17 protein-coding genes are annotated in these 18,559 nt (G+C 68.0%); 8 read left to right on the top strand and 9 right to left on the bottom strand.

What is annotated here, in order from left to right; genetic code table 11:
- From nuoL to nuoN, 3 genes are read left to right on the top strand one after another with little or no spacing between them, the layout of a single operon-like run.
- Positions 1 to 1,887, top strand: a complete 1,887-nt coding sequence (gene nuoL / locus QRN16_RS10710) for an NADH-quinone oxidoreductase subunit L (protein WP_285186526.1) — start codon at positions 1 to 3, stop codon at positions 1,885 to 1,887.
- A complete protein-coding gene (locus QRN16_RS10705) occupies positions 1,884 to 3,431 on the top strand; it encodes an NADH-quinone oxidoreductase subunit M (RefSeq protein ID WP_285186524.1) in 1,548 nt (515 codons plus the stop codon). Before nuoL ends, QRN16_RS10705 begins: the two co-directional genes overlap by 4 nt.
- On the top strand, positions 3,428 to 4,957 hold the full coding sequence (gene nuoN, locus QRN16_RS10700) for an NADH-quinone oxidoreductase subunit NuoN (RefSeq protein ID WP_285186522.1): 1,530 nt from the start codon (positions 3,428 to 3,430) through the stop codon (positions 4,955 to 4,957). The genes QRN16_RS10705 and nuoN overlap by 4 nt, the downstream gene beginning before the upstream one ends.
- 148 nt (positions 4,958 to 5,105) lie before the next feature.
- Here the strand turns inward: nuoN and QRN16_RS10695 are convergent, their stop codons facing one another.
- Positions 5,106 to 5,807, bottom strand: coding sequence for a type 1 glutamine amidotransferase domain-containing protein (locus QRN16_RS10695; protein ID WP_056440961.1), 702 nt, complete (start codon positions 5,805 to 5,807; stop codon positions 5,106 to 5,108).
- A gap of 135 nt (positions 5,808 to 5,942) precedes the next feature.
- On the opposite strand from QRN16_RS10695, the gene QRN16_RS10690 reads away from it, so the two are divergent.
- Positions 5,943 to 6,335 carry an Rv0313 family protein gene (locus QRN16_RS10690; protein ID WP_027506026.1) on the top strand — a complete coding sequence of 131 codons (393 nt, stop codon included), beginning with the start codon at positions 5,943 to 5,945 and terminating at the stop codon, positions 6,333 to 6,335.
- Here QRN16_RS10690 and yczE read toward each other — a convergent pair.
- Complete coding sequence (gene yczE / locus QRN16_RS10685) at positions 6,278 to 6,988, bottom strand: membrane protein YczE (protein ID WP_285186518.1); 711 nt, start codon at positions 6,986 to 6,988, stop codon at positions 6,278 to 6,280. The genes QRN16_RS10690 and yczE overlap by 58 nt on opposite strands.
- A 242-nt stretch (positions 6,989 to 7,230) precedes the next feature.
- On the opposite strand from yczE, the gene QRN16_RS10680 reads away from it, so the two are divergent.
- Complete coding sequence (locus QRN16_RS10680; RefSeq protein WP_285186515.1) at positions 7,231 to 8,646, top strand: GGDEF domain-containing protein; 1,416 nt, start codon at positions 7,231 to 7,233, stop codon at positions 8,644 to 8,646.
- A 6-nt stretch (positions 8,647 to 8,652) separates the two neighbouring features.
- On the opposite strand, the gene QRN16_RS10675 is transcribed toward QRN16_RS10680, so the two are convergent.
- The gene (locus QRN16_RS10675; RefSeq protein WP_285186513.1) at positions 8,653 to 9,360 is read right to left on the bottom strand and encodes a YoaK family protein; all 708 of its coding nucleotides are present in this window, start codon (positions 9,358 to 9,360) and stop codon (positions 8,653 to 8,655) included.
- A 41-nt stretch (positions 9,361 to 9,401) separates the two neighbouring features.
- On the opposite strand from QRN16_RS10675, the gene QRN16_RS10670 reads away from it, so the two are divergent.
- Complete coding sequence (locus tag QRN16_RS10670) at positions 9,402 to 9,944, top strand: YceI family protein (protein WP_222649964.1); 543 nt, start codon at positions 9,402 to 9,404, stop codon at positions 9,942 to 9,944.
- Between the two features lie 59 nt (positions 9,945 to 10,003).
- Here the strand turns inward: QRN16_RS10670 and dnaB are convergent, their stop codons facing one another.
- From dnaB to rpsF, 6 genes are all read right to left on the bottom strand, one after another.
- Positions 10,004 to 11,392: a replicative DNA helicase gene (gene dnaB / locus QRN16_RS10665; RefSeq protein ID WP_056440948.1), complete on the bottom strand. Its 1,389-nt coding sequence runs from the start codon at positions 11,390 to 11,392 to the stop codon at positions 10,004 to 10,006.
- 570 nt (positions 11,393 to 11,962) lie between these two features.
- A complete protein-coding gene (locus QRN16_RS10660; protein ID WP_502943995.1) occupies positions 11,963 to 14,236 on the bottom strand; it encodes a SulP family inorganic anion transporter in 2,274 nt (757 codons plus the stop codon).
- Positions 14,237 to 14,574: 338 nt separating this feature from the next.
- Positions 14,575 to 15,027, bottom strand: a complete 453-nt coding sequence (gene rplI / locus QRN16_RS10655; RefSeq protein ID WP_285186509.1) for a 50S ribosomal protein L9 — start codon at positions 15,025 to 15,027, stop codon at positions 14,575 to 14,577.
- Between the two features lie 14 nt (positions 15,028 to 15,041).
- Complete coding sequence (gene rpsR, locus QRN16_RS10650) at positions 15,042 to 15,284, bottom strand: 30S ribosomal protein S18 (RefSeq protein ID WP_027506021.1); 243 nt, start codon at positions 15,282 to 15,284, stop codon at positions 15,042 to 15,044.
- A gap of 47 nt (positions 15,285 to 15,331) precedes the next feature.
- Positions 15,332 to 15,883 (bottom strand): single-stranded DNA-binding protein, encoded by a 552-nt coding sequence (locus tag QRN16_RS10645; protein ID WP_285186505.1) that lies wholly within the window; start codon positions 15,881 to 15,883, stop codon positions 15,332 to 15,334.
- Between the two features lie 79 nt (positions 15,884 to 15,962).
- Positions 15,963 to 16,250 (bottom strand): 30S ribosomal protein S6, encoded by a 288-nt coding sequence (gene rpsF / locus QRN16_RS10640; RefSeq protein ID WP_027506019.1) that lies wholly within the window; start codon positions 16,248 to 16,250, stop codon positions 15,963 to 15,965.
- A gap of 171 nt (positions 16,251 to 16,421) precedes the next feature.
- Between rpsF and QRN16_RS10635 the strand changes: the two genes are divergently transcribed.
- Together QRN16_RS10635 and QRN16_RS10630 are read left to right on the top strand one after the other, a co-directional pair.
- On the top strand, positions 16,422 to 17,831 hold the full coding sequence (locus QRN16_RS10635) for a glycosyltransferase family protein (RefSeq protein ID WP_056440943.1): 1,410 nt from the start codon (positions 16,422 to 16,424) through the stop codon (positions 17,829 to 17,831).
- A complete protein-coding gene (locus tag QRN16_RS10630) occupies positions 17,828 to 18,409 on the top strand; it encodes a GNAT family N-acetyltransferase (protein ID WP_285186502.1) in 582 nt (193 codons plus the stop codon). Before QRN16_RS10635 ends, QRN16_RS10630 begins: the two co-directional genes overlap by 4 nt.
- Positions 18,410 to 18,559 lie beyond the last annotated feature (150 nt).

The following is an 18,559-nucleotide window of genomic DNA, read 5'->3' as shown; positions in this document are numbered from 1 at the left end:
ATGGCGACGACTCTGGTTCTGCTGCCGCTCATTCCCCTCGCCGGAGCCGTCGTGCTGCTGCTGGGTGGACGCCGGAGCGATGCGTGGGGCCACCTCCTCGCGTGCGCGGCGATGCTCGCGTCGTTCGCGCTGGCCGTCGTCGCCTTCGTCGACATGGCCGGGCGGGCAGCGGAGGACCGCGCGCTCTCGCAGACGGTCTTCACCTACGTTCCGGTCGAGTCGCTGCAGATCGAGTTCAGTCTCCGCCTCGACCAGCTGTCGGTGTGCTTCGTCCTGCTCATCACCGGCGTCGGAACCCTCATCCACGTGTACTCGATCGGGTACATGCGGGACGATCCCGCGCGCCGCCGATTCTTCGCGTACCTCAATCTGTTCGTGGCCGCGATGCTGCTGCTGGTCATGGCGGACAACTTCCTCGGCCTGTACGTCGGATGGGAGGGCGTGGGCCTCGCGTCGTACCTGTTGATCGGATTCTGGTCCACCCGGCCGTCGGCGGCCTCGGCCGCACGCAAGGCGTTCGTCGTCAATCGTGTCGGCGACATCGGACTGGCCGTCGCGCTGATGATCATGATCTCGTCCGTCGGATCCGTCTCGTACGACGACGTGTTCGCCGGGGTCGACGGCATGGGCGATGGCACCGCGACCGCCCTCGGCCTCGTCCTCCTGCTCGCCGCGTGCGGCAAGTCGGCGCAGGTGCCGCTGCAATCGTGGCTGGGTGACGCGATGGAGGGCCCGACGCCCGTCTCGGCGCTCATCCACGCCGCGACGATGGTCACCGCCGGTGTGTACCTCATCGTCCGGTCCGGGCCCGTCTTCGAGGCGTCCCCGGCCGCCCAGAACGTCGTCGTGCTGGTCGGCGCCGTGACGCTGCTCTTCGGGGCCGTCATCGGCTGCGCGAAGGACGACATCAAGAAGGCTCTGGCCGCGTCGACGATGAGCCAGATCGGGTACATGGTGCTCGCGGCCGGTCTCGGCCCCGCCGGGTACGCGGTCGCGATCCTGCACCTGCTCACGCACGGATTCTTCAAGGCCGGCCTGTTCCTCGGCGCCGGGTCCGTGATGCACGCGACGAACGACGAGACGGACATGCGGCGGTACGGCGGACTGCGCACCGTCCTGCCGATCACCTACGTGACGTTCGGGCTGGCCTATCTCGCGATCATCGGTGTCCCACCGTTCTCGGGGTTCTTCTCGAAGGACGGCATCATCGAGGCCGCGATCGACGCCGGCGGTGCGAAGGGTGCGGCACTCGGCGCGGCCACCCTGGTCGGCGCGGGACTCACCGCCTTCTACATGACGCGGGTCATGATCCTCACGTTCTTCGGCGAGCGGCGGTGGCGCAGCGGAGTCCACCCGCACGAGGCACCCGCGAGCATGACCGGCCCGATGATCGTGCTGGCCGTCGGATCCGTCGGTGCCGGTGCGCTTCTCGCGATCGGCACCCGATTGGAGGGATGGCTCGCCCCGGTCGTCGGTGAACACGACCCCGCACACCTCGTACCCGCGTGGGCCGTCACCCTCGCGGTGCTGGTGACCGTCGCCTCGGGAGTGGGCGTGGCCGTGCGCATGTACGGCCGATCGGCGATCCCGATGACCGCACCCACGGGGTCGGTCCTCACCGCGGCCGCCCGCCGAGATCTGTACGGAGACGCAGTGAACGAGGCCGTCTTCATGCGGCCGGGTCAGCGGGCGACCGCCGCGGTGGTCACCGCCGACCGCGTCGGCGTCGAGGGAGTGGTGGGTGCCGTCGCCACCGCGGTCCGGGAGTCCTCCACACGACTACGCCGGTGGCAGAACGGGTTCGTCCGGTCGTACGCCCTCTCGATGTTCGCCGGGGCCGTCCTGGTGGTCGTCGCCCTGACCGTGGCACTGGGAGTGACGCGATGACCGACCTTCCCGTGCTGAGCGCGCTCTGGCTCCTCCCGCTGATCGGAGCGCTGGCAGTGATCGCCGTGCCGCCCACCCGGTCTGCGGCCGCCCGCGCGGTGGGACTCACGACATCGTGCGTCGTGCTCATCCTCGCCGTGCTGTGTGCGATCGGGTTCGAGGCGGGCGCGCCGGGATACCAGTTCGTGGAGGAGCACGAGTGGATCCCCAGCTTCGGTGCGGGCTACACACTCGGGATCGACGGCATCGCACTGACTCTCGTACTGCTGACCGCTGTCCTGGTCCCGATCCTCCTGCTGGCCGGGTGGAACGACACCCCGCCCGCGTCGCGCTCACGCCGCACCCACACCTACGTCGCGTTGATCCTCGTCGTCGAGTCGATGGTCATGGTCGCGTTCGTCTCCCTCGACATCCTGCTCTTCTACCTCTTCTTCGAGGCCATGCTCGTGCCGATGTACTTCCTCATCGGCGGCTTCGGCCGTGATGCCGGACGAGCGCGTTCCGCCGCGGTGACCTTCCTGCTTTACAACCTCGCGGGCGGGCTCGTCATGCTGGCGGCCGTCATCGGCCTGTACGTCGTCACCGCCTCGGATGCGAGTCCCTTCTCGGCGGGCACGTTCGACCTGCGCGCCATCGCGGACGCCGCGGCGGCCGGCGAACTCGGCGCCTCGCCCGGCGTGCTGAACGCGCTGTTCCTGGGATTCCTCGTGGCCTTCGCCGTGAAGGCGCCGCTGTGGCCGCTGCACACCTGGTTGCCCGGCGCGGCGACCGAGAGCACCCCGGCGACCGCGGTACTGATGATGGCCGTCGTCGACAAGGTGGGCACCTTCGGGATGCTGCGGTACTGCCTGCAGCTGTTCCCGGAGTCGTCGGCGACCTTCGCGCCGGCGGTGATCACGCTCGCCGTCGTCGGGATCGTCTACGGCGCGGTGCTGGCGATCGGCGCGACCGACATCATGCGCCTCATCGCGTACACCTCCATCTCGCACTTCGGGTTCATCATCCTCGGCATCTTCGCCATGACGAGCCAGTCGCAGGCGGGGTCCGCGCTGTACATGGTGAACCACGGGATCGCCACGGCCGCACTGTTCCTCGTCGCAGGGTTCCTCGTCACCCGGCGCGGGAGCGCGGTCATCGCCGACCACGGGGGTGTGCAGAAGGTGGCGCCCGTGCTCGCCGGCACGTTCCTCGTCGCCGGACTGGCCACTCTGTCGCTTCCCGGACTCGCCCCGTTCGTCAGCGAATTTCTGGTCCTCGTGGGAACGTTCCCGCGCTACGGCGTCGCGGCGGTGATCGCGGCGTCGGCGCTGGTGCTCTCGGCGATCTACGTGCTGTGGCTGTATCAACGGGTGATGACCGGGCCCGTCGCCGCCGGCTCGGAACGGATCCGCGATCTCGTGCCGCGCGAGATCGCCGTCGTCGCTCCACTTCTCGTGCTCGTCATCGCGCTGGGCGTGTACCCGAGACCCGCGCTGGACATACTCACGCCGGCCGTCGAACGCACATCGGTCGAGCAACTCGAGACAGGAGTGGCCGCGCCATGACCATCGACACCCCGTCCCTCGAGTACAGCCTGCTGTCGCCCATGATCATCGTGCTGGCGGCCGCGGTGATCGGCGTCCTGGTCGAGGCGTTCGTTCCCGCCGATCGGCGCCGCGTCACCCATCTCGTGCTCGCCCTCGGCGCACTCGCGGCAGCGTTCGCCGCCGTCGTCGCGCTGGCCGGAACCAGCACCGTCGCCGCTGTGGGGTCGGTGGCCGTGGACGGGCCCACACTGTTCCTGCAGGGGGTCATCGTCGCGGTGTCCGCGGCGTCGGTCGTACTGATGGCGCATCGCTCGTCCGACCATCCCGAAGTGGCTGCGGTCGATGCCTTCACGCCCGCGGCGTCCACGGTGCCGGGCACGGTCGCCGAGGCCCGTGCCGTCACTGCCCGGGTCACCCGTACCGAGATCTACCCGCTCACCCTGTTCGCCGTCGGCGGCATGATGGTGTTGCCGGCCTCGAACGATCTGCTGAGCATGTTCGTCGCGCTGGAGGTGCTCTCGCTCCCGCTGTACCTGCTGTGCGGTCTCGCGCGTCGTCGGCGTCTGCTGTCCCAGGAGGCGTCGCTCAAGTACTTCCTCCTCGGAGCGTTCTCGTCGGCCTTCTTCCTGTTCGGCACGGCGCTGCTCTACGGCTACGCGGGCAGCGTCCGACTCGACGACATCGCCGACGTGGCCGACGGGGACCAGGTTCTCGGCGTGCTGGGGGTCGGTCTCGTGGCCGTCGGCCTGCTGTTCAAAGTCGGTGCGGTGCCGTTTCATTCGTGGATCCCCGACGTGTACCAGGGCGCACCCACGCCCGTGACCGCGTTCATGGCCTCGGCCACGAAGGTGGCGGCCTTCGGCGCGCTGCTGCGTATTCTCGTCGTGGGCGTGCCCGATCTCCAGGACGCGTGGCGGCCGATGCTGTGGGCCGTCGCCGTCGTCACCATGCTCGTGGGAGCCGTGATCGCGGTGACGCAGACCGACGTCACGCGGATGCTGGCGTACTCGTCGATCGCCCACGCGGGCTTCATCCTCACGGGTGTCTCCGCGGGAGCTGCGGGCGTGTCCGCCACGCTGTTCTATCTCGCGGCCTACGCCTTCAGCACACTCGGCGCCTTCGCCGTGGTGTCCCTCGTGCGGGATCAGGGCGGCGAGGTCACCGAACTGTCCCGGTGGGCGGGCCTCGGACGATCGTCGCCCCTGACCGCAGCGGCCTTCGCGCTGTTCCTGCTCGCCTTCGCCGGCATCCCGCTGACGAGCGGCTTCACGAGCAAGTTCGCCGTCTTCCAGGCCGCACTCGAGGACGGCGGTGCCGTGCTGGTGATCGTCGGCGTCGTCAGTAGTGCCATCGCCGCGTCGTTCTACATCCGCGTCATCGTGGTGCTGTTCTTCACCGAACCGGAGGGACCCTCGGCGACGATCACCCACGGAACGGGCGCGACCGTGGCCGTCGCCGTCTCGGCCGTCGCCACCGTGGTGCTCGGGGTCTTCCCGCAACCGCTGCTCGACCTGGCCGAGCGGGCTGCAGCCGCGATGGTCTGACCCCCTTCCCCCCGCCCGCTCCCGGCCCGCCCGCTCCCGGCGAGTACGTCCGAAGCGTCGTGAATCGGCGGGGAATCGCGACAGTGTGGACGTACTCGCGGGGGCGGCAGGGAGGGTCAGCGGGCGCCGGGAGTCAGCGAGGGTGCCGTCAGCTCAGAGCAGCGACGAGCCGATCCGCCAATGCCTTGGTCGATGCCGGGTTCTGGCCGGTGTAGACGGTGCGATCGACGATGACGTGGGGCGACCAGGCATCCGCCGCCGAGAAGCTCGCTCCACCCTCACGCAGACGGGTCTCGAGCAGCCAGGGCGCCTTGTCGGCCAGTCCGGCCTGCTCCTCCTCCTGGTTGGTGAAGCCCGTGAGCTGGTAGCCGGAGAAGGGCCAGCTGCCGTCGTCGCGCTTCGCCGACAGCAGCGCGGCGGGTGCGTGGCACACGGCCGACACGATCTTGCCCGAGTCGAGGAACTCGGTGACCAGGGCGCCGAAGTCGTCCGACACCGCGAGGTCCTCCATCGGACCGTGGCCACCGGGGACGAAGACCGCGTCGAAGGACGACGCTGTCTGGTCCTCGAGGCGCGCGGGTGACGCGAGCACGTCCTTCACCGACTCCAGGTACGACTTCAGATCGGCGACCTTCGCCTCGTCGCCGCCGTTCGCCTCGACGGCCAGCGATCCCTCGTCGACGGTCGGGGTCACACCACCGGGCGTCGCGACGACGATGTCCCAGCCGGCCTCGGTGAAGGTCCGGTGCGACTCGACGAGCTCCTCCGCCCAGTACCCGGTGGGGTGCGCGGTTCCGTCCTTCAGCGTCCAGTGATCCGATCCGGTGACCACGTACAGAAGCTTCGTCATGCGGTGATGTCCGTTCGTCGAGGGGTACTTGCCGTCATGGTGTACCCGTCCGCGCCGTACTGACACGGGAACGGATGAAGCTCATCGGTCGTTGGGGGAGTAAAGCCCGTCACACCACACTCTGCGAGGTACACCATGAGCGGTAAAGGACAGTTCGGTTTCGATCCCGAGGACTTCGAGCGCGTCGCTCGCGAAGCGGGCGAGGGCCTGCGGGACATGCTGGGCCAGGCCATGAAGATGGCCGATCAGTCGGGCGGAGGCGCTCCGTGGGTCGGCATGTTCACGCCCGCCGCGACCAAGTCCACCCCGGAGCCGGAGACCACGGGTCAGAAGGGCGACGGGGTGTGGGCCGTCTACTCCGTCGACTCCGACGGGTCGGCGAGCGTCGATCAGGTCTTCGCGACCGAACTCGATGCTCTGCGTGCCCACCGGGACAACGTGGATCCGAATCGCAAGGTCCGCTTCCTTCCCTACGGTGTCTCGGTCGGGATCCTGTCGGCCGGTTCGGAGCTCTCCACCGAGGAGTGATCTCCTCCTGCTCGCACCGCGCACTTCCGGGCCGTGAACTTCTGGGCCGTGAACTTCTGGGCCGTGAACTTCTGGGGCATCACGCCGAGGAAGAAGTGCACCAGCGGCCCGATCGAAAGCGCGTACAGCACCGTCCCCACACCGGCCGTGCCGCCGAGGAGCCATCCGGTTCCCAGCACCGCGAGTTCGATGGCCGTGCGCACCAGGCGCACGGACAGTCCGGTCCGCGCGACGAGTCCTGTCATCAGGCCGTCGCGCGGACCCGCGCCCAGGCCGGCCGAGATGTAGGCCGCCGTGGCGAGACCGTTGAGGACGATCCCTCCGGTGAGCAGCGCTGCGCGTGACGGGATCGAGGTGACATCGGGCAGCCAGTCAAGCGCGAGGTCGACGCTCACCGCGATGATGACGATGTTCGCGACGGTTCCGATGCCCGGCCGCTGACGCAGCGGGATCCACAGCAGCAGCACCATCACGCCGGTCACCGCCGTGATCGCCCCGAAACTGATCGGGAGCCGTGCGGTCAGCCCCTGGTGGAACACGTCCCACGGGTTGAGCCCGAGACCACCGGTGATCATCATGGCCATCGACGTGCCGTAGAGCGTGAGGCCACCCACGAGCAGGGTGGTCCGGAGTGCGAGGTCGCGGGCGTTCATGTCTCGAGTCTGTCCGCCCGTCCGCTGCTCGAGTCCAGTCCACCGACCGGCAGTGGACTGAATATCGGTCCCCGTACCGGAACCGGAGACGTGGGCGAGCGCGGCGCCTCAGCGCGAGTGAGCAGTCTGTCGCATCGGTCGCCACGTGCGGTTGCGGTAGTAGATACTGCACTCGATAACAACGAAGCCGTTGGGGACGACTGAGATGTCACAGGGGGTTCCCGTCCATGCGAAGGACGACCTTGCCTGCGACACCCGAGCCGGACATGCGCAGTCCGGCCGCGCGCGCCGCGACCGACATCGCCCTCCTGACCGCCGCCGTCTTCATCGCGGCGATCATCGGAATCCATTCGCGGCCACCGGGACTTCTCGCCTCGGTGTGGGTGGCCAACGCGGTGGCGCTGAGCGTCTTCGTTCGCTGGCCCCGCACCTTCTCCGCGCCGGCTGCCGTCGCAACGCTGCTCGCCCTCGTCACCGCGGACCTCGTCTCGGGTACCGACGTCTACGCTGCGGTCGCGTTCAATGTCGCGAACATCGTCGGGGTCCTCGGAGGCACGCTGGTGATCCGGCGGCGGCACCCCGAGCCGATGACCCTCGCGGGATCCGCGGACTTCGCCAGAATGTGCCTCGGCATCGTCGCCGCCGCTCTCCTGTCGACGACCGTCGCCACCCTCTCGAGCAGCCGGCTGGGACCGCACGCACCCGCCGTCGAGGCTCTGAGCTGGTTCGGATCCGAGCTCACGAGCTACCTGCTGATCGTCCCCGTCCTACTGTCCTTCCGCGCGTCGACGCCGCGCCGCCGCACCGGCCCCGCCTCGCTCCGGCGCCTGATCACGGGTGAGACTGCACCGATCGCGCTGACCGTCCTGCTGATGCTGGCCGGTCTCATCGTCCAGGGCCCGTTGCTGCTCGCGCTGCCGCTGCCCGCGCTGCTCTGGTGCGCCACCCGCATCCCCATCTTCGGCACCGCGCTGCTCACCGCACTGTGGTCCGCGTGGACGCTGCTCTTCCTCGGACGCGGGGAACTCCAGACCGGTGGGCTGCTGGGCGCGGACGGCCAGGACGGCGCCTCCGCGGTGCTGTCCGTCGCGTTAGTCGCACTCGGACCGCTGCTGGTCGCCGCCGTGTCGCTGGACCGGATGGCCGTGCAGAACAAGCTCCGCGAGGCCCTCGAGTACGACAGTCTCACCGGCGTCCTCTCCCGCGCCGCCTTCCTGCGACGGAGCCAGCAGCGCCTCGACACCCTCATCACCGACTCGCGGCCGGTCGCGCTGCTCATGCTCGACCTCGACCACTTCAAGTCCATCAACGACACGCTCGGCCACGCCGTGGGCGACATCGCGTTGGTCCGCAGCGCCGCCTGCATCCTCGGTGCCCTACCGGACGACGCGATCGCCGGGCGCATGGGCGGTGAGGAGTTCGCGATCCTCCTCCCGCACGCGGATCAGGAGGACGCCGCCTCCATCGCCGACTCGATCCGCCGCGATCACGAACGGCTGCACGTACTCTCGTCGCGCACGGCGACGGTGAGCATAGGGTTGGCCTGGACGAGCTACGCCCCGCAGTCCGTCTCGCCGCTGCTCGTGTCCGCGGATCATGCGCTGTACGACGCGAAGCGACGCGGCCGGAACACGGTGGTCGCGGTCAGCCTCGACTGACCGACGTCAGGCGGCGACCTGCCATGGTCGCTCGCGGCGCCCCACCGCCCACACGACCACGAGGATCGCCGCGAACAGCGCGGCCACGAGCACCAGCGTCGCCACCACACCCGAATGCAACACCACCACGGTGCCAAGGATCGCACCGAGGAACATGGCGACGACGGAGGAGAGCCGACGCAGTACAGCCGCCCCGTCCCGTTTCCGGAGATCGGACCCGATGCCGGTGAGGGCCATCGTCAGCACGGTGGTGGTCATGTCCGGGACGGCGAGATGCCGCACCGCCGCGTTCTGCAGCCCCAGGCCCAGCGCGAGCAGCACGACGATGACGTATCCGCGGCCGGGACCGTCCACCATGAGGATCGCGGCGATAAGCGACGCGAGCGCGAGGACGAGCTCGACCCCGAGTGCGTTGCGCAGCAGATGATCTCGTCGACCACCGGCCCGCGTGATCAGTGTTCCACCGACCATCGCGCCCGCCAGGAATCCGACCAGGGCGAGCACCGAGCCCCACAACGAGAAACCGGGCGCCCCGCCCAGTGCGAAACCGATGAACACGACGTTGCCCGTCATGTTGGCCACGAACACTCGACCGAGAGCCAGCAGGCTGAGCGCGTCGATCGCACCGGTGACGACCGTGACGGCCAGCAGGATCATCGGCAGCGGCCCGTGGCGGGGATGCGCGACGTAGTCCGAGAAGCCATGTGTGGTCACGGCCACGCATTCTGCCCCAGCAGCGCGGATACAGTCGGGTGATGACCACCTCGAGCAGGACCCTGACCGCGGCGGACGGCACGCTGAACGTCCACACCGGGGTGACCGGTCGAGCCTCGAAGATGGGGCACCGGCTGACCATCGCGTTCCGCGACTGGAGCGTCACCGTCGACGAGTCGGACGGCGCTCCGACGGCCGTCACGGTTCGGGTCCGCGTCGACTCCATGGAGGTCGTCAGTGGCGAGGGCGGCGTCACACCGATGTTCGGCCCCGAGAAGATGCTCGCGCGGTCCAACGCCCTCGGCACGCTGGACGCGTCGGACCATCCCGAGATCCGCTACGACGCGACCACCGTCGAGTCGACGAAGGACGGCTACCGTCTCGACGGCACGCTGACGATCCACGGCGTGACACGCGAGCACACCGTCGACCTTTCGGTCTCCACCTCCGACGGGACCACGCACGTCGCCTTCGACGCGGTGGTGACGCAGACGGACTTCGGCGTGAAGCCCTACTCCCAGCTGCTCGGATCGATGAAGGTCGTCGACGACGTCGACGTGTCCTTCTCCGCCTCGATCTCGTAGCCCTGCAGCCCTGCCCCGATCTCCCAGCCGGCCTCGATCTCCTGGCCGGCCTCGGCGGACTAGCCGCGCGCCATGTCGACGAAGCGCGACAGGTGCAGCTGGTGCGCCACAGTGATGGTGGCCGTGGGTCCGTTGCGGTGCTTGCCGAGGATCAGGTCGGCTTCGCCGCCGCGGGGATCGTCGCGCTCGGTCGCATCCGGACGGTAGAGCAGGATGACCATGTCGGCGTCCTGCTCGAGCGAGCCGGACTCACGAAGGTCCGAGACCATCGGCTTCTTGTCCGTGCGCTGCTCGGGACCACGGTTGAGCTGACAGATGGCGACCACCGGAACCATGAGCTCCTTGGCCAACAGCTTCAGCGATCGCGAGAAGTCCGAGACCTCCTGCTGACGCGACTCCACCTTCTTGCCGGACGACATCAGCTGCAGGTAGTCGATGACGATGAGCTTGAGATCGTGTCGCTGCTTGAGTCGCCGCGCCTTGGCGCGGATCTCCATCATGGTGAGGTTGGGGGAGTCGTCGACGAAGAGTGGTGCCTCGCTGATCTCGCTCATCCTGCGGGCGAGGCGGGTCCAGTCGTCGTCCGTCATCTTTCCCGAGCGCATGTCGCCGAGCTTGATCTTGGCCTCGGCGGAGAGGAGACGCATGACGATCTCGGTGCGGCTCATCTCGAGCGAGAACATGACGCTGGCCATGCCGTGCTTGATGGAGCACGAGCGCATGAAATCCATTCCGAGAGTTGACTTCCCGACACCAGGCCTCGCCGCGACGATGATCATCTGGCCCGGATGCAGACCGTTGGTCACCTCGTCGAGCTCGGTGAAGCCGGTGGGGACACCGTTCGACATGCCGCCGCGGCTGGCGATGGAGTCGATCTCGTCCATCGTGGGCTGCAGCAGCTCTTCGAGTTGGACGAAGTCCTCCGCGGTACGACGCTCGGTGACCTCGTACACCTCGGCCTGAGCCCGGTCGACGACTTCGGACACGTCCTGACCGTCCGCGCCCGCGTAGCCGAACTGGACGATGCGCGTACCGGCCTCGACGAGGCGACGCAGGATCGCCTTCTCGACGACGATCTCGGCGTAGAACGACGCGTTGGCCGCCGTGGGGACCGTCTGCGTCAGCGTGACGAGGTAGGGCGGGCCGCCGATGCGCTTGAGCTCGCCGCGCCGTTCGAGCTCCGCGGAGACGGTGACCGGGTCGGCGGGGTCGCCGCGGCCGTACAGATCGAGGATGGCGTCGTAGACCATCTGGTGGGCCGGGCGGTAGAAGTCGCCGGGACGCAGAACCTCCAGGACGTCCGCGATGGCGTCCTTGCTGAGCAGCATGCCGCCCAGAACGGACTGCTCGGCAGCCATGTCCTGAGGGGGCTGACGACCGAAGTCCTCACCGGGCGCCTCGGACGGCCCCTGGTAGTCGTTCGTTCCCCGATCGTCCACGACTGCCACAGAAGTTCGCCGCCCTCTCGCTCGACCGAAGCTCGCCCCCGGAGATCTCGTCCGTCCTCGGCCGTGTCGGCCGAGTCCGTGCTCACCACGTTGTACCCCCGGCCTCCGACACGGTCCGAACACGTGACTGCACGCGCGTGCGCGAGCGGCTGTCCGGCGGTCGACGAGGCCCGTCGATGGTGTGCCGGAGGGACGTTAGGTGCTCGGTCCGCCAGCACCAAACGGGCCTGTTGAGCAATCTGTGGACGGGGTGTGGACAACGCAGGCGAGTCGTGTTGACCACCTGTGCAGAACCTGTGCAGCAACAAGATCACACAGCCCATCAGTGCACGTCAGGGCGATTTCTCAATTTTTCTCTCTGTGGATGAATCCGCACTCGGCGTGTCCTGCCGACTTGACATGTCGGGCGTGTCAGGTCTCCGTGGCTGGAGTTATCAACATGACCTGGGTCACATGTCGGTATCCGCCGGTGAAACCGCCGAGTGATTCTGATCCGGTCCGGATAACAGCCGCCGGACACGCGACGGGGCGCCGCGATGCAGTGCATCGCGGCGCCCCGTGGAGCCCTGGTCAGTTCTGCGCAGGCTCCTGATCGAGCTCGGTGACCGAGGCCGCGTCGACGAGCACGACCCGCGCCGTGGGAATGTCGAAGAAAAGTCCGACCACCTTGAGCCTCCCCTCGGCGACCGCCTTGCCCACCACGGCGTGACGCGACAGGGTCTGCAGTTGTACTGCCACGTTCACCATGGCGAGCTGGTCGATCTCGGAGAACCCCAGCTCCGCGGCATCCCGCGCGACGGGGTGGCCACTCCGGAACGCACTGAGGCTCGCCCGGCCGTGCGAGAGCCACTCACCCACCACCCCGTCGGCGTCGTGGGCGTCCGCGAGCAGCCCCCGCATGGCTCCACAGCCGGAGTGGCCGCAGACCACGACTGAACTGATGGCGAGCGTGTTCACGCCGTACTCCAGAGCGGCCTCGAGCGACGTGTCCGGATCACCGACCGGGATCAGATTGCCCATGTTGCGGACGGTGAAGAGGTCTCCGGGTCCGGCGCTGGTGATCGTGTTCGGCAGCACGCGCGAGTCGACACAACTCAGGAAGAACGTGTCCGGGTCCTGGAACTCGCTCAGCTTCTCGAGGTGCGGGCGCATGGACGACGCGCTGCGACGATGGTATTCCTCGACACCGGCCAGGACCGGCCGGAGCGCCGCCGGGGTGACGGCATCGGCGGTGAACGGCCCGGAGTGGCTGTCGACGGTCTGCCACTGCGACCACGGCATGAACGTGCGCGCGGACAGCATGTGGGGCATGCGTCTCGGTGGCCCGGCCGTGGCCGACGCCATGTCCACGGCGCCGACCTCGTCGACGACGACGGTGCCGCCCGTCGCCTCGTACTGCTTCGTCCACTCGTGCAGCGCGTCGTACACCGCGTGGTCGAGGAAGTCGACGGTCAGCTCGATCGTCACGGATCGGCCGGCAGGAACGGACTGCAGCACCCGCGTGAGGCGAGGAAGCGACAGGAAGCTGAGCGATCCCTCCACCACGACGCGCCAGGAGTCCTCGGTGAGCTGCTCGGCACGCACCCGTGCCCACAGCACGCGACGCAACACCAGCAGGACGGAGATGGCGAGCCCGATCAGCACACCCTCGAGCAGATTGAGGGTGACGACACCGACGACCGTCGCCGCGTACACCACCACGTCGCCGGTCCTCGTCGCCGAGCGGATGTCCGCGAGCTTGACCAGCTGCACACCGATCATGACGAGCAGACCTGCCAGTGCGGCGTAGGGGACCAGCTCGACCACACCGATGAACAGGACCGAGAAGATTAGAACCCAGACACCGTGCAGCACAGACGAAGCGGGGGATCGGGCGCCGGATCGGACGTTGGTGGCGCTGCGCACGATGACGCCGGTGACGGGCAGTCCGCCGGCGACACCGGACACCATGTTGGCGGCGCCCTGACCCATGAGTTCGCGATCGAAGTTGGTGCGTCTGCCCGAGTGCATCTTGTCGATGGCGACGGCGGAGAGCAGACTCTCGACGCTCGCGATCAACGCGATGGTCAGCACACCGGTCGCGAACGCTGCCCACTGCCCGTCCGGGAATGCCGGCAACTCCACGGCCTCGATCAGGTTGCCGGGCAGATCGATTCGTTCGACGTTCATCGAGAAGGCCAGTGAGAGACCGGTTCCCGCGACCACGGCCACCAGCGGGCCGGGGACCTTACCGAGTGGGCCGGTGATGCGCGGCCACAGCAGCATCAGCGCAACGACCACGCCGCCGATGGCGACCGGCGCCGCCTCGGCGTTCAGGATCGACGAAGGCAGAGACGTGATGTTGGCGACGGCGGAACTCCGGCTCTCCCCACCGAGCAGCACGTGGATCTGCTGCAGCGCGATGGTGATACCGATACCGGCCAGCATCGCGTGCACCACCACCGGCGAGATGGCGAGCGCCTGGCGGGCGATACGGCTCAGACCCAGCACCACCTGCAGCACACCGGCGAACACCGTGATGAGACACGTGATGCGCCAACCGAACTGGTTCACCAACTCCGCCACCACCACGGTCAGGCCGGCGGCCGGCCCGCTCACCTGCAGCGGGGACCCACCCAGCGCACCGGCGAGGATGCCGCCGATGACGGCCGCGATGAGGCCCGCCATGACGGGAGCGCCGGAGGCGACCGCGATTCCGATGGAGAGCGGTACCGCCACCAGGAACACCACGAGAGACGCGGGCACGTCGTACCGGGCGATGCTCGCCAGCCGGTCGCGCGGTGTGGGGCTCGGGTCGGGTACGGGTGGTTCGGCGGGGGACGAGCGATCGAGTTGTGCAGTCACGGTGAAGCCTCCAGGCGGACACGGATGGTGTGGGTCTGTGCGGTTTCGTCGGTGCAGAACGCCCGGTCTCTCCTCGGGGCGCATCGTTGGTCAAGACATCTCGAAGAGTACGTAAAGGTTTCGACGCACCCTCGGCGTCGGACGGTGCTCGGGCCGCGTCTGCTCCGAGGTTTGGGGACGGTGCCAGTGGACCCACCCGGAAACACTCACCGCGCACAGAATCACCACCTCGCCCACGCCGGAGGACGGCCGAGACAGGCAGGAAAAGAACGAACGCAAACGCAGAATGCCCCGGCCGAGAATCGGCCGGGGCATTCGGTATTGCGTGTCGGTGATGCTTACGAGGCGGTGACCTCGAGGTCGAACGACGCCGTCACATCGGGGTGCAGCGCCACGGTGATGCGGTGCGTTCCGGTGGACTTCACGTGCGACTTCGGCAGTTCGATGCTGCGCTTGTCGAGCACCGGGCCACCGGCGCTCTTGACGGCAGCGGCGACGTCGGCTGCGGTGACCGCACCGAAAAGCTTGCCCGAGCCGCCGGTTCGCACCGACAGCATCACGGACGTCAGGCCCTCGATGGCCTGCTTGAGCTCGTTGGCATGGTCCAGCCCGCGCACGGCGCGAGCTTCCTGGGCACGACGGATGCCCTCGACCTGCTTCTGTGCTCCGCGGGTGGCCGCAATGGCCAGTCCACGGGGCAGCAGGAAGTTACGTCCGTAGCCGTCCTTGACCTCGACGGTGTCTCCGGGTGCGCCGAGGTTGTCGACATCAGCGGTGAGGATGAGCTTCATGGTTACCTTTCCCCTTATCGCGCAGTCGCGGCGTAGGGCAGCAGTGCTACCTCACGCGAGTTCTTGACTGCGATGGCGATGTCCCGCTGGTGCTGGACGCAGTTGCCGGTGACACGACGAGCGCGGATCTTGCCGCGGTCGCTGACGTACTTACGCAGCAACGTCGTGTCCTTGTAGTCGATGGACGTGTTCTTTTCCTTGCAGAAGGCACAGACCTTCTTCTTGATCACCTTGTCGCGCAACGGCGGTTTAGGCATGGACAATCTCCGAATCTTGATTCACTGCATGTGTGGTGCGTACCGGATCAGAACGGCGGTTCGTCGTCGCTGCCGCCACGGGAGCCACCGAACGATCCCGATGCCTGCGGGGCACTGCCCCACGGATCGTCACCGCCCGAGCTGCCACCGGACGAACGGCTCGACGAGCCACCCGATCCACCGGAGGAACCACCGAACCCGCCGCCGCTGTTGCCGCCGCCTCCGCCGCTGCCACGACTGACCTTGTTGACCTTGGCCGTCGCGTACCGCAGGGAGGGACCGACCTCGTCGACCTCGAGTTCGACGACAGTGCGCTTCTCGCCTTCACGCGTCTCGTAGGAACGCTGCCGCAACCGGCCCGTCACGACGACTCGCGCACCGCGGGTGAGCGACTCCGCGACGTTCTCCGCAGCCTCGCGCCAGATGTTGCAGCGCATGAAGAGTGCGTCGCCGTCCTTCCATTCGTTGGACTGACGATCGAACGTGCGGGGCGTGGACGCGACGGTGAAGTTCGCGACCGCTGCACCTGCGGGGGTGAATCGGAGTTCGGGATCGGCCGTCAGGTTCCCGACGACGGTGATGACGGTTTCGCCTGCCATGATTCCTCTTTCTCGTGCCTTGTCAGCGCATGATCTTCTCGGTTGCCGTCAGCCTAGGGCGAGACGGTGACACGAGGGATCACTTGCCGCGGCGCAGAACCTTGGTGCGCAGCACCGATTCGTTCAGGCCGAGCTGGCGATCGAGCTCCGACACCGTGGCGGGCTCCGCGTTGATGTCGATCACCGCGTAGATGCCTTCGGCGTGCTTCTCGATCTCGTAGGCGAGACGGCGCTTTCCCCACACGTCGACCTTGTCGACCTTGCCGCCGTCCTTGCGGATGACGTTCAGGAACGTATCCAGCGACGGGGCGACCGTGCGCTCGTCGAGATTGGGGTCGAGGATGACCATCAGTTCGTAATGACGCATAAGACCTCATCACCTCCTATGGACTGTGAAACGGTCACGGACGATCCGTGACAGGAGGGTCGTTGCGTCAGCAACCGGTCCAGGGTACCTGGACCGCGGCTCACCACGAAATCGGCGGATCGACGGTGCGGACAGCACGGCGCGAGGTCCGGGACACCTACTCTTGTCCTCATGACCACCGGCCGCGCGACGATCTCCGGCCGCGCCGGGGTCGCCACGGCGGCCGCCGTCACCGCGATCTCGGTGATCACGATGGTGCTCGGCTACGTCAACAAGGCGCGGTGCGCGGGAGCACCCTTCGACGAGACCGGACGCAGTCTGGCGTTCGACCGCATCAAGGACTCGTCCGTCTGCTACTCCGACATCCAGTTCCTGTGGCTCGACCGCGGCATCGATCAGCACCTGTTCCCCTACCTGACCGGCGGTATCTCCGCCGACGGCACACTCACCGGCGGAACCGTCGAGTACCCGGTGCTCAGCGGACTCCTCATGTGGGTCGGCGGTCTGGCGAGCCACACCGACGCCCAGTTCCTCCTCTACTCGGCGCTCCTGCTCGCACCGTTCGGCGCGGTGACCGCCTGGATGCTGGGACGCCTCGGCGGCCGCGTCGCGCTGCTCTGGTCGGCCGGCCCCGCGCTGGTTCTCTACGCGTTCCACAACTGGGAACTCCCCGTGGTGGCGACGACCGTCGGCGCCGTGTACGTGATGTCCACCCGCATGCCGCTCCGACGTCGGGCGTATCTGGCGTCGGCACTCCTGGCGGTGGGCTTCTGCCTCAAGCTCTATCCGGGCGCCTTCGTTCTCCCGCTCGCGTCGTACGTCCTGGCCGGGGGCGTGGGCGGGGTGGAGTCCCCCGTGTCCGCACGCCGGTCGCCGCGCCGACTCGACGTGCGCGGGGCGGCCGGAGTGATAGCCGTCGCCGCTGCCGTGGTGGCCGCCGTCAACCTGCCCTTCGCGATCCTCGGCTACGACGGATGGCGAGCGTCGTTCGCCTTCCAGGGCATGCGGCAGGCCGACATCACGACCAACTCGATCTGGTACTGGGGACTGCGGATCCTCTACGACGTGCCGTCGGCGACGCCGGACATGAGCGCCGCCAACGACCAGGCGTACCAGAGCTTGGTCTCGGTGCTCTCGCCGTTGCTGGTGCTGGTGTCGTTCGCCGCCGCGCTGTGGTTCGGCTGGCGTCGACGTCTCGCGGAGGGCACCTACCCCTGGGTGCAGACCAGCGCGGTGATGCTCGTGGCGTTCCTTCTGTTCCACAAGGTGCACTCACCGCAGTACACGCTGTGGCTCGTCCCGTTCTTCGTCCTGTTGCACGTTCCCTGGCACGTGGTGACGGCTTACCTGATCACCGACGTCGTACTCGGTGTCGGCGTCTTCCGGTACTTCGCCGCGTTGTCGAGTGGCAGCGACGCGACCACCGAGGAGAACGTCGTGGTGTTCGGGGTGTGGGTGCGCGCCGTGCTGCTGGTCGTTCTCGTCGTCCTGTTCGCACGGTCCCGTCGCCGCACTCTCGACGCCCGTCCCACCCGGTCCCCGCGCCGCCGGACCGACGCCGAAGCGGAGGTACCCGTGTGAGCACGCCGTTCGATCCCGTCCCCCTGCTCGGCGAGCGCGTGCACCTCGAGCCGCTGACGCCCGATCACGCGGGCGAGCTCGCGGCGGCCGCGGACGACCCCGCGATCTTCCGCTGGACCGGATCCGTCGTGTCCGACGACACGACCGCCCGCGCGTACATCGACACCGCCCTCGCGGACACGGCGCGGCGGGCGTTCCTGCAGCGGGACGCGCGTACCGGCGTCGCGGTCGGCACGACGTCCTACTATCAGATCGACGCCTCGAATCGGAGCGTCGCCATCGGATACACCTGGCTCTCGCGCTCGGCCCAGGGAACCAGGATCAACCCCGAGTCGAAGTTCCTTCTGCTCGAGCACGCCTTCGGCTCCGCCGGCGTGGTGCGGGTGGAGTGGCACACCGACGCACTGAACGAGCAGTCCCGTGCGGCGATCGGCAAGCTCGGCGCACACTTCGAGGGATTGCTGCGCAAGCATCGTCGCCGCGTCGACGGAACGTGGCGCACCACGGCGCTGTTCTCGATGACCGACGACGAATGGCCGGCGGCCCGGGACGTTCTGCGCAGCCGCATCGACAGCTGAGCCGTCCGTCGACCTGCGCCTTTTACAGAATGTGTGCACTCGTCCGGCAGAGTTCGTGACGAGTCATTCTCCGGGGAACGATGACAAAACCGACTGTTTGGTGAGAGACTGCTGAAGAAACCGGCAGTTCGACCGAAGCCAGGGACACGA

This window comes from Rhodococcus sp. MEB041 (assembly GCF_030208955.1).
Classification (GTDB): Bacteria; Actinomycetota; Actinomycetes; order Mycobacteriales; family Mycobacteriaceae; genus Rhodococcoides.
Note: the sequence above shows the minus strand (reverse complement) of the source record. Positions and strands in the feature narration are given on the sequence as shown.

Bases quoted from the DNA above. Each gene is read 5' to 3' on its own strand.
- nuoL (WP_285186526.1), top strand. From the start codon at position 1: ATGGCGACGACTCTGGTTCTGCTGCCGCTCATTCCCCTCGCCGGAGCC.
- QRN16_RS10705 (WP_285186524.1), top strand. From the start codon at position 1,884: ATGACCGACCTTCCCGTGCTGAGCGCGCTCTGGCTCCTCCCGCTGATC.
- nuoN (WP_285186522.1), top strand. From the start codon at position 3,428: ATGACCATCGACACCCCGTCCCTCGAGTACAGCCTGCTGTCGCCCATG.
- QRN16_RS10695 (WP_056440961.1), bottom strand. From the start codon at position 5,807: ATGACGAAGCTTCTGTACGTGGTCACCGGATCGGATCACTGGACGCTG.
- QRN16_RS10690 (WP_027506026.1), top strand. From the start codon at position 5,943: ATGAGCGGTAAAGGACAGTTCGGTTTCGATCCCGAGGACTTCGAGCGC.
- yczE (WP_285186518.1), bottom strand. From the start codon at position 6,988: ATGAACGCCCGCGACCTCGCACTCCGGACCACCCTGCTCGTGGGTGGC.
- QRN16_RS10670 (WP_222649964.1), top strand. From the start codon at position 9,402: ATGACCACCTCGAGCAGGACCCTGACCGCGGCGGACGGCACGCTGAAC.
- rplI (WP_285186509.1), bottom strand. From the start codon at position 15,027: ATGAAGCTCATCCTCACCGCTGATGTCGACAACCTCGGCGCACCCGGA.
- rpsR (WP_027506021.1), bottom strand. From the start codon at position 15,284: ATGCCTAAACCGCCGTTGCGCGACAAGGTGATCAAGAAGAAGGTCTGT.
- QRN16_RS10645 (WP_285186505.1), bottom strand. From the start codon at position 15,883: ATGGCAGGCGAAACCGTCATCACCGTCGTCGGGAACCTGACGGCCGAT.
- rpsF (WP_027506019.1), bottom strand. From the start codon at position 16,250: ATGCGTCATTACGAACTGATGGTCATCCTCGACCCCAATCTCGACGAG.
- QRN16_RS10635 (WP_056440943.1), top strand. From the start codon at position 16,422: ATGACCACCGGCCGCGCGACGATCTCCGGCCGCGCCGGGGTCGCCACG.